Genomic DNA, 13,341 nt, shown 5'->3' with positions numbered 1-13,341 from the left:
CGCTCCGCTAGGCCGTCCCGGCCGGGGTGGGGTCCTCGCAGGGCGTGTGGCGCCCGCCGGGGGCGGGCTCGCTGCCACGCTCGTCGTCCATGGATGTCAACACCTTCTACGCCCTCTTCTCCGCCACCTGCTTCACCCTGGTCGGCCTCTGGTGGAACGTCGTCCAGAGCCACGCCGACTGGATGCGCGAGCCCGCCCTGCGGCGCGTCGTCGGCGGGATCTACCTGTCCTTCCTGCTGCCCGCCCTGATGGGCCTCTTCGCCCAGGTAGGCGGCATCGAGCAGCCCCAGATCTGGCGGGGGGCCTTCGTCGTCCTCGCCCTGATCGGCTGTGTGTGCACCCTGCAGTTGCTGGCCCGCTCCCGCGGCGACCGCTTCGTCTCCCGGCAGCAGGCCGGTGCCACACTGCTCTACGCCCTGATCGCCGTCGTCGGCGCCTTCCCCGAACTCGCCGGGCACATCGGGCTGCGCCCCATCCAGGCCGAAGCGCTGTTGCTCATCGGACTGATCATCCTGGGACACGCCCTGGTCTGGCGGTTCATGGCGGGCGAGGGCCGCGCCGCCGGCTAGGCCGCCGGCGCCGATCGCGATCGGCGTGCCTAGAGTCCGCCGAGGTCCGCCGACAGCCAGTGCTCGGGGCGCATCCGGATCGTCAGCTGGGCGCCGTGTTCGCGGGCGGCCATCTCCAGGAAGGGTGCCACCGCCTCGGGCGGGAGGTAGCGGGTGGCGATGTTCCGCTTCTCCTCCTCTGTGGTCGGCTCGGTCGACACCACCGGGCCCTCGACGCTGACGTAGCGCACGGTCGGCGACACCCGGTCGGCCAGGAGGGAGAACCGGCCCGCCCTCGCGAGGGCCTCCGCCTTGGCGGAGTCGCGGCCGGTGGTGATCCACAGGTCGCCGCCGGGCTCGTAGCCGTACCAGATCGGTACGGCCAGGGGCGCGCGCCCGGGGTCGGGGCGGGCGACGGCCAGGGCTCCGATGTGGGGTTCGGCGAGGAAGGACTGCCGCTCGGCTTCGGAAAGGGGCACGGGGTCTCCAGGGCTGCCGGGGTCGGGACGGGGCCGTTCGATCCTCGCCCCCGACCCGCCCGACGACTTCCCACCACCGGCCTCGACACGCCCGCATCGCGCCGAAGACCACGCCTTCTGGCCCAACGGGCGGGCGGCCGGCGGCGAGCGGCGCTCCTCGGTGGGACCGGCACGGACCCGGCCCCCGGGCGGGGCCGGGCCGTGGCGCGAATCCGTGACTTCGGCTCAGCCGGTCAGGGCCTCCAGGGCGGGGACCGTTTCCGCCGGGGTCGGGAGGGCGGCGTTCTCCGCCTGGACGCGGACGGCCGCCTCGCGCAGGGCCGCGTCGGTGATGAGGCGGGTCAGGAGCGGGGCGTCCACGTCGTCGGACGCGGAGCGCAGGGCGGCGCCGGTCGCGGTGAGGGCGTCGGCGTTGGTGAAGTGGTCGGCGCCCTGGGGCAGCAGGAGCTGGGGCAGACCGGCGTGCACGGCGGTGAGGAGGGTACCGGAGCCGCCGTGGTGGACCAGCGCGTCGGAGGCGGTCAGCAGCTCGGCGAGCGGGACCCAGGGCAGCGGGCGGACGTTGTCGGGGAGGGTACCGAGCGCGGTGAGGTCCGCGTCGCCGACGGCGAGCAGGAACTCGGCGTCCACGGAGGCGGCGGCCTCGATCAGGCGGACGATGGCGCGGACACCGTCCAGCTCGGTGAGCACGGTGCCCAGCGTGATGGCGACGCGCGGGCGGCTGCCGCGGCGCAGGAGCGCGGCAGGGACGATCCCGCCGCCGTTGTACGGCAGGTAGCGCATCCGCAGGCCGCCCGGGTCACCGCCGAGCGAGGCGGGGACGATGTTCAAGGCCGTGGGTACGGCGGGCCCCTCCACTTCGTACGTCTCGTACGCCTCGGTGAAGTGGGCGGCGAGCCGCGTGACCATGCCGAGGCCGGGGGTGATGCCGAAGTTCTGGATCACCGAGGGGATCTTGCGCTTCGCCGCGACCAGCGGGGCCGCGGCCTGGAAGGAGTCGTAGACCAGCAGGTCCGGCCCCCAGGTCTCGGCGACTTCCAGCAGGTCGTGCACGGTGGGGCGGGAGATGAACGCGAAGCCGTGGGCCGCCCGTTCGAGGATCTGCTCCTGGGTGAGGTCGGGGGCGACGTAGCGCGGCCCGTCGTCGGTGGACTGCTCCATCAGGTCCCGGATGGTGCGGCCGTCGCCGATCTCGACGATCGGGAACCCCGCCTCGCGGATCCGGTTCAGTGGCTGCGAGCAGGCGAACAACACGTCGTGGCCCGCGGCGCGCAGGGCCTGAGCCGTCGGGATCATCGGGAACAGGTGGCCGGCCGCGGCCGGTCCGGTGAAGAGAATGCGCACGGTACTCCTTGCCAAGGTCTGCCGGTCCGGAACGAGCGGTGAGGGGCCCGGCCCATCCCGGTTACCTTTCTGAACTGGCATGAATGCGCGCTGTGTTCCCCCCAGGACCATCGATATTCGGACATTCTGGCGCGGCGGTTCCCCAGGGTCTGTCCGGCACATCAGGGTGGGGCGGCGGCCGCCGACGGACGGATCAGCGGCCTCCGAACATCAGGGTGAAGGTCGCGGCGCGGTTGCCGAAACGATCGGTGTAGCGGCCGACACCGGGACCTGCGTCATGGAATCGAGGGTCGAGGATGGCTCGGCGATGCCCGTTGCCGGCGTAGTTGTTCTGGGGGTCGTGATTCATCCACCAATAGACGGCGGCCTTGGGGGTGCCCCAGGTCCACCCTGCAGGCACGACATTCGTGCCGGTGCTCTGCCCTCCGCCGTTCTGGGTGTTCTCGGTCATCGCCCTATGCGGGCCGTAGCCCGACTTGGCGATGCGGTCTTCTGGCCAGGCGTATCCCGCTCGGGAGTCCCAGTGACCGCATACAGACCACCTCGGGTTGGACGGGCAGCCTCGATCCGGGGCGGTCGCCCAGTTCTCGGAGTGCGCCCGCGCAGCGGGGGCGAGGCGGTCGTTGAAGCAGAGGGGCGGCAGACCACGCTGCGAGCGCTCCACGTTCACGAGGTAGAGCAGCGCGTGCTCGGCGTTGACGACGTCGGCGTCGGTCTGGGGAACCTTGTCGACATAGCCGGCGTACCGCTCTTCCGCCCTCTGGCAATCTCCAGGCGCAGACGTGTCGCCGTTGGCCCAGGATGCGGCGATGTCACTCTTCCCATCGCTGTTGAAATCCCCGGCGGCCCACTTGGTCGTATCCATCCAGCCACCTGCATTCGTGGCCCAATGACTACGCCTGAAACCCGAACCGGTCGACAGACTCACCGTTATCGTATTCGAACCACCGTTGTTCCAGACGGTGGCAAGATCGGCCCTCCGGTCACCATTGAAGTCCCCGGCAACCCACGGAGTTCCATCAATCCAACCACCATCCCGGTCACTCCACTGCGACCACCCCGGGAACCGAGAGCCATCAGACAGATAGACCGCAGTGGACAGGTTGCCGCCATTGTTCCAGGAAGCGGCGATGTCACTCCTCCCATCGCCGTTGAAATCCCCAGCAGCCCACTTGGTCGTCCCCACCCAGCCACCCGCATTCGTGGCCCAATGACTACGCCTAAAACCCGAACCGGTCGACAGACTCACCGTTATCGTATTCGAACCACCGTTGTTCCAGACGGTGGCAAGATCGGCCCTCCGGTCACCATTGAAGTCCCCGGCAACCCACGGAGTTCCATCAATCCAGCCACCATCCCGGTCACTCCACTGCGACCACCCCGGGAACCGGGAACCATCAGACAGATAGACCGCAGTGGACAGGTTGCCGCCATTGTTCCAAGAAGCGGCGATGTCACTCCTCCCATCGCCGTTGAAATCCCCAGCAGCCCACTTGGTCGTCCCCACCCAGCCACCCGCATTCGTGGCCCAATGACTACGCCTAAAACCCGAACCGGTCGACAGACTCACCGTTATCGTATTCGAACCACCGTTGTTCCAGACAGTGGCAAGATCGGCCCTCCGGTCACCATTGAAGTCCCCAGCAACCCACGGAGTTCCATCAATCCAGCCACCATCCCGGTCACTCCACTGCGACCACCCCGGAAACCGAGAGCCATCAGACAGATAGACCGCAGTGGACAGGTTGGCCTTTGAAGTGGCAGCCAGCGTGCGGTCTGGAGCGAGGGTCAGGGCGACTACCGATAGCACGAGCATGGCCGTGCCCCATGTTCGAAGCTTCAGCATAAGCTCACCTTCCGCGGTCATGCGGATCTGGGCCATCCGGTAGAAGCCGGGGTGGCCGATGTGCTCACAGAGCTGACGCATCTGATGGAGGAAGTACTGGATCGGAACACCAGTGGGGATGAGTGGGCGCTCGCGCCCAGGCCCGGCGCTGGCCACTCTCTGTATGTCTACAAGTAAAAGGCAGACCGGTCCACCACGCCACAGCAACAACAGGGAGAGCGGCGACACCAGGCACCGTGGTCAACGACGTACGGGATGGCGTTGTGCGCGTAGCGCGCACCTGACGGTGCCCAGTCCGGCCGCCGAGGTCGCGGAGGCGAGGACGGCCAGCACCGGGTTCACGTAGCCGGGGACCAGGTCGATTTCCGCGTTGCACGTCTTCGACAGCGGGAGCAGTGTCTCCGTGTGCTCGTCGGGGTCGAAGCGGGCGTGCAAGGTGAGTTCGCACATCTCGCCAATGTCCAGGACCAGAAGGTGAGTCAGGCCCCACAGGTACAGCCCGCAGGTCAGGGCGGACAGCAGCAGGGTCCAGCGCGCCCACCGGTCACCGCCGGCCGCGCGCCTGACAGTCGCCACGAGGCACCAGAGTCCGGCCACGAAGACGCCCACCTGCAGGAATTCACTCAGCATGTCGGCACCATATGCGGGCCGCTGGGGCATTATTCCGGCATACCATCAGTGTGCGTCTGGCGTCGTGCCATCGGTTACCGAATCAGTGCATGGCTGGGGCGCACGGCACAGGCACCGCAGGACAACCCTCAGGGGCAGAGCACTCCCTTCGCCGGCGGCGCCCCGGCCGCGCCGTACAGGTAGGTCATCGGGTCGGGGGTGTACCCGACGGTGTCCTTGCCGAGGACGCCCATGGAGCGGAACGGGCCCACGCTCTGCCGGTAGACACGGCCGGCGTGGGCGTAGTCCACGATCAGGCCCCATTCGTAGTTGCCCTCGCAGGCCGACACGTCGACACGCACGATGGCCGGATCGGTGGCGCTGACGGTGAAGGCCGGTCCCAGTGGGTTGGCGTTGGCCTTCTTCATGCCGGGCTCGGGCTTTCCGTCGATTCCCCGGTCCGTCAGGACGGCCCGGTCCAGGTCGTAGGAGAAGACACGGTTGTAGGTGTCGCCGCAGCCCCCCTGCGTCACCGCGATCCACGCGGGCGGGCCGATCCGGATGGGCCGTGGGGTGGAGGGGCGGATGTCCTGGACGACGACGGTCTTGCCCTCCTCCGCGCTGAGCGTGAGGTACAGGTGCCCAGCTCCCCAGGTCGCGCCGCCCTTGGCAGTGACGTCCTTGCGGAAGTCGATGTCCTGGGGCTGGAACGAGGACAGCGGGGGGCCGCCGGCCGGCATCGCGACGGACGTGGCTCCGTCGCAGTCCTCGTACGTGGGCCAGGAGGAGGTGAGGAACAGCGGGCCCTTGTCCGCCGGGCCGGTCGACGGGCCGCTGACCGAACCGGTTGCCGGGCCGGTTGCCGGGCCGGTCGTCGGGCCGGTCGCCGTAGCCCTGGGGTGCGCCGTGTCGGGCGGTGACGACGCGGGGGGTTTGCCGTCCGTGCCCTCGGCGCCCGTTGCGCCGACGATGCCCCGGATGCCCAGGCCCGTCCCGGCCAGGGCGAGCACGACGAGGGCCGTGAGCACGGCGGACCGCACCCGCCGGGAGGGCGTGCGCGATGCGGGCACCGCCGCGCGGGGGACGGGGAAGCGCGGGCCGGGGTCGCCTCCGCACCGGTGGTAGGCCGCGGCCCAGTCGGCGACGACCGCCGTGACGTCGGGCTCGCCCTGGTACTCGGCACAGATCCGGACCAGGAGTTCGACCTGGTCCCACTTGGGCTTCCGGCTCGAGTCCGTGTTCACGAGTGCGTTGTACGTCGCGACCCCGGTGTACGCCTGGAGGCCCGGGATACCGCGGCCGGCCATCTCCTCGCTGAGGGCGGGCAGGCTCCTGAACGCGGGACCGCCCTCGCGCAGGGCGTGCAGCGCCCCCCGGTACTCCTGCCAGGTCCGCGCTTCGGACAACCGCGCCCGCCACATGCTCATGTGCGCCACTCCCTCGACACTCGGCCGGCGCCCAGGATCCCGCAGATCCGCGCGTCAGGTGGCGTGTTGGACGGACATCAGAACCGTTCAGGAACGGACTTGGTATGGAGCGAACGGTGTCCGGCGCGGTGTCCTCGGGCCATGCCGCCCACCGGACGGCGGCCCGCCCCCACCGGGGCGGGCAGGAACGAGCGGGGAGGGACCGCCTGCCATGGCAGCCAGCACGCCCACGACCGATCGCCCGACGAAGACCGAGAGGGTCATGGCGCTCACCATCGCGCTCCTGTGCGGGCTCGCCGCCGCGCTGATCGCCTTCATCCTCACCCGCCACGGGGGCGGCACCACCCTCATGGGCACCGGTGCGTCCGCGAGCACCTTCATCACCGTTTCCGGGTTCGTCGCGTGGCTCGAGGAGAAACTCGACCTGCTGTAGGGGCGGGAGCGCAGGACGCGGCCGCCGACTCCCGGGAGTCGGCGGCCGCGTTCGGCTGCGTCCGGTCGCGTTCGGCCGCGTCACGGATCCGGGCGGATGGTGACGCAGCCGGTCAGCGGGCGGCGAGCAGATAGGCGTTCGTGATCGTCTCCCGTACGGTGTTGCCGCCCTTGTCCTTCAGGTCCACCTGGAAGGACACGGCCCCGGCCGTCACCGGGTGCTTCACGCTCACCGAGCGCGCCCCCTTCGCGTCGGTCCGCACCGCGAGCGGCTTCCAGGTCGCGCCCCCGTCGAAGGAGACCCTGACGGCCAGTTCGGCCACCCGACCGGCCGCCCCGGCCGCCCCGCCCAGCAGCAGCGGCACCTTGAGGGTGCTGCCCGCCGGAGCCGTACCGTCCAGGGCGAGGTCCGGCGCGAGCCGTACCGTCGACAGCGGCAGCCGGACCGACTCCTCCCCGGGCGGGCGGGCCGAGGTGAACGTCCAGACGGCCGCGACCTTGGTACTGGTGGCGGTGTCCTCCGGTGCGCGGCTCGCCTCCATGCTCAGGCGGTACGCCGCGGAGCCGGCCGGGACCTCGGCGCTCAGCCAGTCCGTGGCGGACCCCTCGGCGATGACCCGGCCGCCCGATTCCAGCCGGGCGAAGCCGTCGGTGACGACGGACGAGCCGGAGTGGCCGGCGCCGTCGTTGAACAGCTGGACCTTGGTGTCGAGGTAGTCGCCGGTCCGGTGGGCGCCCTGGTCGGCGTCGGCGGCGCCCGCGTCCAGATCGGGGCCGACGACACCGGTGTTGAACTTCAGCGTGTGGCGCGAGCCCGGCCGGTAGGCCACCGGGCCCTCGTGGTAGGCGATCCGCCCTTCGCCCTCGGCGTCGACCTGCGTCGCGGACCAGGACCAGCGGACGCCGGCGGCGCTGACGTACGTGGTGGCGGCCAGCGGCAGGCTCTGGTCGGCCGGCTCCCACACCCCGGTGCCGAAACCGCCCGGGTCGGTCGGTGTCACCCAGATCCGGGCCCTGGCCCCGGTGACCGACGCGCCGAAGCCGAGCTTCACCTCCGCGACGTCGGCCCTGGTGACGGTGCACCGCAGACCGGTGAACCAGCTGCCCGTCCGGTGGAAGGCGAGCCGGTAGTCGGTGTTCGCGCCGGCCGCGCCGGGCTTCTTCCACACGCCGTTGTACTGGGCGCGCAGGTCGGCGCCGGCCGGGCCGAGCGCGGCCGTGAGGATCTGCGTACTGCCGTCGGTGTACCAGGTGTTGCCCACGCCCGCGGTCATGTCGTGGTATCCGACGGTGGCGTTGACCAGGGTCGCGGCCGGGTCCGGGGCGGTGACGGCGAACGGCTTGGCCTTGCGGAGGTCGAGGGTGACCGTGCTGTCGGCCGTCAGCTTCAGTACCGGCTGGACGAAGACGGCCAGCCGCTCGTCCGGGCTGTAGTCGTGGACGAAGCTCTCCATCTGGTAGTCGCCCTTGGGCAGCCGCCGGGTGACGACGCCCGTCGGGTCGTACGGGAAGTCGACGGGCACCGGCCTCCCGGCGTCGTTCCCGGTGACCGTGGCGTAGTAGACCAGCGGGTCGGAACCGCTGCCCCCGGTGTGCCGCAGGGTGAGGTCGTACGACTCCACCTCGCGTTCGACCACGAGGCCGGTGCGCACCGACTGGCCGTCGCCGGCGGCCAGGACGGTGCCGCCGAAGGTGCCGTCGACCGTGCCCTTGCGGGTGTCGGCGGTGACGGTGGTCCGCGCGGTGCCGCCGGCGGGCACGGTGAGCTCGGCGTCCTCGACGGTGAACATCCCGGCCGGGGCGGGGTTGCCCGCCGGGTCGGTCCCGGACGCGCTCAGCCGCAGGGTGACCGGCCGGGTGCCGACGTTGCGGTAGGTGAGGGTCTTCACGACGGGCTCGTCGTCGGCGTGCGGCCAGGACTGCTTGCCGAAGGCGAGGGTGCCGGGCTCGGAGACGACCACGGCGCTCGCGGCGCGGTCCAGGTCGACCCGGCCCGCGCCCTGCTGGTGGGCGTTGAGCGCCGGGTGGGGGCGGGCCGATCCGGTCAGCAGGGCCTTGATCTGGGCTCCGCCGAAGGCGGGGTGCTGCTGGAGGAGCAGGGCGGCGGCGCCCGCGACGTGCGGGGCGGCCATCGAGGTGCCGCTCATCGCGATGTAGCCGGTGTCCGAGGGGAAGGCGGTGTGCGTGCTCTGGGCGGCGGTGATCTCGACGCCGGGGGCGGTGAGGTCCGGCTTGGCCGTCCCGTCGGCCGTGGGGCCGCGGCCGGAGAAGTCGGCGAGCTGGTCCTGCTTGTCGACCGCGCCGACGGTGAGCGCCTCGGGGGCGCTGCCGGGCGAGCCGATCGTGCCGGGGTCGGGGCCGTCGTTGCCCGCGGACACCACGAAGAGGGCCCGGTCCGAGAGCCGGGCGACGGCTTCCTCCAGCGGGTCGGCCTCCGGGGAGTCGGAGAACCCGAGGCTCATGTTGACGACCTTCGCGCCCTGCTCCACGGCCCATTGCATGCCGCTGACGACGCTCGACTCGGAGCAGGTGCCGTCGTCGCCCACGACCTTGCCGTCCAGGATCCGTACGTCGGGTGCCACGCCCTTGTAACCGCCGCCCGATCGCGCGCCCGAGCCGCCGATGATGGAGGCCACGTGCGTGCCGTGCCCGTAGACGTCGGTGATCTCGGGCGAGTGGGAGAAGTTCGCCTGCGCCGTCTCGACGCCCCGCAGGTCGGGGTGGGTCTCGTCCACGCCGGTGTCCAGAACCGCCACGGTGACGCCCTTGCCGGTGTGGCCGGCGTTCCACAGGGTGGGCGCACCGATCTGCGGCACGCTCCGGTCGAGGGCGACGCGGCCCTTGGCGTCCAGCCACAGGCGGGCGATGGGCGTGGCGGGGGCGGCCCCCGCGGTGCGGGCGGGCGTGCGGCCGGTGACCGTCGACCACAGGGCCGCCGTATCGGCCTTGGACGCGTGGAAGGCCTCGCCGTCGACGGCGGGCAGCGGGCGGCGCTCGCGCGCGAGCCCGGCGAACGCGTCGGGGGTGGTGGCGAAGGCTCCGGGCCCGCCCTTCCCCGGTGCGGCGGCGTCGCGCCGGTAGCTGACGATGAGCGGCAGCGTGCTGCGGTGCGCGTCGTCGTACCCGTCCCTGACGAGCTGGGCGACGTCGAACAGCCGCCGGTCGAGGACGCCGCCGGTGACCAGGCGGTGGGCGTCCTGCGGGATGGCGTACGTGTGCCCGGCCTCGCGGCGTACCGAGAAGGCGATCCCCTCCCGGCCCTTGCCGCGGACGAGCCGGCTGACGCTGCCGTCGGCGCCGACGACGACCCGGTCGCCGGTGATGAGCGTCACGGTCGCCGGCTTCTTCGCCGACGTCCCGGCCGACGGCCTGACGGATGCCGTCGTACCGTCCCGTGCGGTGGAGCCGGCGGCCAGCGCCCGCCCGCCGTCGGCCAGCACCGCCCCCGCGATCAGCGCAGCGGCCAGCGCCGCCGTCGCGGCCCTTGAGGCTGTTCCCACCCGTGTTCCCCCAACTTCGCGTGCGTGCAGGCTTGTTGGTCGTATTACGCCCGCGCGCCGGCCCGTGGTTCTCGCCCGCGCGAGATCGCCGGAGAGTTACACCCCTGGGTTTAGGCGGGCGCTCACCGTGGTGGGCGGAACGGGTGCCTCCGAGTGGGGCCGGGGGTGGTTCCGGAACGCGCGTGGAGGGTCTCGCGGGCCCGGGTTCGCCGGGATACAGATGCGCGTGCACGACGAGCGGGGCGAGTGGGCCGGCAGCGCCGGCGTACGCGAACTCGGGCTGGCAGGACCTGGGTCCGGACGGCGGCACCGTCTACCACCACAACGGCGGGGCTCCCGGCGGCTACGGGGCGCTGATGTACAGCACGCCCGACGGCGGGCGGACGCTGACCGCCGGACTGACCACCGGGGACGCGGCGATGGACCCGGCGCAGGTGTTCCCCGCGGCGCTGGACGGGCTCGTCAGGAAGGTGTTCGGCACCGGGCGCGCCGCGAGCTGACGGCGCGGGCCGCTACCGGCCCCGGCCCGGTTCGCCGTCGCCGTCGGCGCCGGGGCCGGGGCCGAGGCCGGCGCCGGGGCCGGGGCCCGGCGCGGGCTGCGCGGAGAGGATCTCGCGGGCCTGGTCCGCGGCGCGGGCGATGCTCTCGCCGACGAACTCCACGAAGCGGGCGATGTTCTCCAGGCGGACCGCGGCCGGGGTGTCCCGGCCGAGGATGGCCACGCCCTGCCGGGCGGTCTCGGCGAGCATGATGTTGGCGCGGGCACCGGCCATCGTCGACTGGTACCAGACGTCGTTGTCGGCGACGTAGCGGTCGCGGCGGCGTTCGTCGCGTTCCCGCCGGACGAGGCCCTGGCCCTCGAGGAACGTGATCGCCTTGGAGACGGACGCCGGGCTGACCTGGAGGTGCCCGGCGAGTTCGGACGCGGTGAGGCTGCCCGCGTCGGCGGTCAGGAGGCAGGTCAGCACCCGGGCCATCATCTTGGGCAGGCCCGACTGCATGAGCAGGGTCGTGAACGTCTCCTCGTACTCGCGTACGGCCTCGGCGTCGCGCCCGGGGGCGTGCGCGGGCGCCTGCGGCCCCGGGGCCGCGGTCTTCTTGCGCCGGTGGGCTCGGCGTTCGGTGGCGCGGTGGGCCAGATCGGCGCGATAGGCGGTCGGCCCGCCGTTGCGCAGCACCTCGCGCGTGACCGTCGAGGTCGGGCGGTCGAGACGTCTGGCGATCTCCGCGTAGGCGAGCCCGTCGGCCACGCCCTGCGCGATCTGCTGACGCTCCTGCTGAGTGAGCCTGCCTCCCGGCATCGGCATCTCCTTCGTGTTCCGTGAGGGCGCCAGCATAGCGTTCACCCTTCACCCAATGCAACGATCCCTTCGGTTGACGTTGCGTTAAATCGATACCCGTTGCAATGAATTCTCGCCTCTGACCTGCATCAATAGATTTTTTACGCAACGAATATGTTGCGTGATTCGTGAATGCTACGTAGCGTTTCTGGTGTCAGAAACAACGAGCGCAAGAACCGCGAAGGAGCGCACCATGCAGCAGCAGTACGACACCCCCGCCCCGATCGCCGTCGTCCTCGGCATCCCGGCGGGCCGCATCCGGCTGATCGCCGGCGACCGCACCGCCACCGCCGTCGAGGTCCGGCCCGCGGATCCCTCGAAGAGCCGCGACGCGAAGGCCGCCGAGCGGACCACCGTCGGGTACGACCACGGCTCCGGTGTCCTGCGGATCACGGCCCCGGCCGCGGAGCAGCAGATCCTCGGGTCCACCGGCTCCGTCGAGGTGACCGTCCAGCTCCCCGCCGGCTCCCGCGTCGAGGCGACGGCGGCCGCCGCCGAACTGCGGACCGCGGGGCGGCTCGGCGACCTCGCCTTCGACGGCGCGCACGGCACGGCCGAGATCGAGGAGGCCGCGAGCGTCCGCCTCACCGCACTCGCCTGCGACGTCCTCGTCGGCCGCCTCACCGGCCCCGCGGAGATCAGCACCCAGAAGGGCGGCATCCGCGTCGACGAGGCCGTGCGCGGCACGGTCGTCCTCGGCACCCAGGCCGGTGACGTGACCATCACCGCCGCCCACGGCGTCAGCGCCCGCCTCGACGCCGGCACCGGCTACGGCCGGATCAACAACGCGCTCCGGAACGCCGACGCCACCGCCGAGCTCGACATCCGCGCCACCACCGGCCACGGCGACATCACCGCCCGCAGCCTCTGACCACCAGCCCGCCCGACCGTCCGCCCGGCCCGTCCGCCCACCCGCAGCCACCGAAGGAGCACCACCATGACGCAGCACGGCTCGCCCTCGACCGACGCGCACTGGACCGGCATGGTGCCGGTCGACGACACGGCCCTGGCCGTCACCGACACCGGCGGTCCCGGCGTCCCGGTGGTCTACCTCAACGGCCAGTTCGCCACCCAGGGTTACTGGCGGCGGGTCCTCGCCGACCTGGGGACGGGCCCGGCATCCGGGTGGCGGCACATCACGTACGACGAGCGGGCCCGCGGCAGGAGGTCCGGGCGCTCCGCGGACTACTCCTTCGAGGCCGCCGTCCGGGACGTCGATGCCGTTCTCGCGGCCAGGGGCGTGGAGCGGGCGCTGGTGGTGGGCTGGTCCTACGGGGCGTACGTCGCCACGCACTGGGCCCGCCGCAATCCCGGCCGCGCCCTGGGCGCGGTGCTGGTCGACGGCGCGGCGCCGTACGACTGGCTGGACGAGGCCATGGAGCAGCGGATCCGGAAGATGTTCCGGCGGATGGGCTGGTTCATGCCGCTGCTGCGCCCGACGGGCCTGGTCCCGCGGATGACCGCCGACGAGCAGGCCGACAGCAACATCGAGCTCGGCCGGCTCGGCAGCACGGCCGAGCTGGGCCCCGTACTGGACGCCATCACCGTCCCGGTGCGGTACGTGCTCGCGTCGGGAACGTCCCTCGGCAGCAAGGGGGACGAGCAGGAGCGTATTCGCGCCGGGCTCGGCGAGGTCTTCGAGCGCAACCCGAACATCCGGCTCAGCGCGAAGGTGCCCAGCAACCACGGGGCGATCCTGCGCAAGGACTTCCGGGCCGTCGCCGACGCGGTACGGGAGGTCGCCGCCCTCGAACACGCGGGGAAGTGAGGACGCGCCCCGCACCGGTACTCCACCCCTGCCCCGCGTCAGAGGGCG

The 13,341-nt window shown here is 71.9% G+C and carries 12 protein-coding genes; 5 read left to right on the top strand and 7 right to left on the bottom strand.

Translation table 11 applies throughout. The features are described from left to right. The first annotated feature begins 89 nt into the window (after positions 1-89). Complete coding sequence (locus tag ACZ6KO_RS07305) at positions 90-569, top strand: hypothetical protein (RefSeq protein WP_469301098.1); 480 nt, start codon at positions 90-92, stop codon at positions 567-569. Between the two features lie 29 nt (positions 570-598). Here the strand turns inward: ACZ6KO_RS07305 and ACZ6KO_RS07300 are convergent, their stop codons facing one another. The 5 genes from ACZ6KO_RS07300 to ACZ6KO_RS07280 form a co-directional block, all read right to left on the bottom strand. Further along, positions 599-1,027 (bottom strand): pyridoxamine 5'-phosphate oxidase family protein, encoded by a 429-nt coding sequence (locus ACZ6KO_RS07300; protein WP_469301096.1) that lies wholly within the window; start codon positions 1,025-1,027, stop codon positions 599-601. Between the two features lie 225 nt (positions 1,028-1,252). Further along, positions 1,253-2,371, bottom strand: a complete 1,119-nt coding sequence (locus ACZ6KO_RS07295; RefSeq protein ID WP_469301093.1) for a nucleotide disphospho-sugar-binding domain-containing protein — start codon at positions 2,369-2,371, stop codon at positions 1,253-1,255. Positions 2,372-2,564: 193 nt separating this feature from the next. Next, on the bottom strand, positions 2,565-4,373 hold the full coding sequence (locus ACZ6KO_RS07290; protein WP_469301089.1) for an FG-GAP-like repeat-containing protein: 1,809 nt from the start codon (positions 4,371-4,373) through the stop codon (positions 2,565-2,567). An 84-nt stretch (positions 4,374-4,457) separates the two neighbouring features. Beyond that, a complete protein-coding gene (locus ACZ6KO_RS07285; RefSeq protein ID WP_469301087.1) occupies positions 4,458-4,847 on the bottom strand; it encodes a hypothetical protein in 390 nt (129 codons plus the stop codon). A 128-nt stretch (positions 4,848-4,975) separates the two neighbouring features. Next, the gene (locus tag ACZ6KO_RS07280; protein ID WP_469301084.1) at positions 4,976-6,253 is read right to left on the bottom strand and encodes a hypothetical protein; all 1,278 of its coding nucleotides are present in this window, start codon (positions 6,251-6,253) and stop codon (positions 4,976-4,978) included. Positions 6,254-6,464: 211 nt separating this feature from the next. Between ACZ6KO_RS07280 and ACZ6KO_RS07275 the strand changes: the two genes are divergently transcribed. Beyond that, the gene (locus ACZ6KO_RS07275) at positions 6,465-6,686 is read left to right on the top strand and encodes a hypothetical protein (RefSeq protein ID WP_469301082.1); all 222 of its coding nucleotides are present in this window, start codon (positions 6,465-6,467) and stop codon (positions 6,684-6,686) included. Between the two features lie 112 nt (positions 6,687-6,798). Here the strand turns inward: ACZ6KO_RS07275 and ACZ6KO_RS07270 are convergent, their stop codons facing one another. After that, a complete protein-coding gene (locus ACZ6KO_RS07270) occupies positions 6,799-10,185 on the bottom strand; it encodes a S8 family serine peptidase (RefSeq protein WP_469301080.1) in 3,387 nt (1,128 codons plus the stop codon). A gap of 182 nt (positions 10,186-10,367) precedes the next feature. On the opposite strand from ACZ6KO_RS07270, the gene ACZ6KO_RS07265 reads away from it, so the two are divergent. Beyond that, positions 10,368-10,685, top strand: a complete 318-nt coding sequence (locus tag ACZ6KO_RS07265) for a hypothetical protein (RefSeq protein ID WP_469301078.1) — start codon at positions 10,368-10,370, stop codon at positions 10,683-10,685. Between the two features lie 12 nt (positions 10,686-10,697). On the opposite strand, the gene ACZ6KO_RS07260 is transcribed toward ACZ6KO_RS07265, so the two are convergent. Then, positions 10,698-11,486, bottom strand: coding sequence for a helix-turn-helix domain-containing protein (locus ACZ6KO_RS07260; protein WP_469301076.1), 789 nt, complete (start codon positions 11,484-11,486; stop codon positions 10,698-10,700). A gap of 232 nt (positions 11,487-11,718) precedes the next feature. Between ACZ6KO_RS07260 and ACZ6KO_RS07255 the strand changes: the two genes are divergently transcribed. Both ACZ6KO_RS07255 and ACZ6KO_RS07250 read left to right on the top strand, forming a co-directional pair. Further along, on the top strand, positions 11,719-12,396 hold the full coding sequence (locus tag ACZ6KO_RS07255) for a DUF4097 family beta strand repeat-containing protein (RefSeq protein ID WP_469301074.1): 678 nt from the start codon (positions 11,719-11,721) through the stop codon (positions 12,394-12,396). A 66-nt stretch (positions 12,397-12,462) separates the two neighbouring features. After that, on the top strand, positions 12,463-13,293 hold the full coding sequence (locus tag ACZ6KO_RS07250) for an alpha/beta fold hydrolase (protein WP_469301071.1): 831 nt from the start codon (positions 12,463-12,465) through the stop codon (positions 13,291-13,293). Positions 13,294-13,341 lie beyond the last annotated feature (48 nt).

Source organism: Streptomyces sp. NPDC042102, assembly GCF_055582305.1.
The sequence above is the reverse complement of the archived record's forward strand: the minus strand, read 5'-3'. Positions and strand labels throughout refer to the sequence as shown.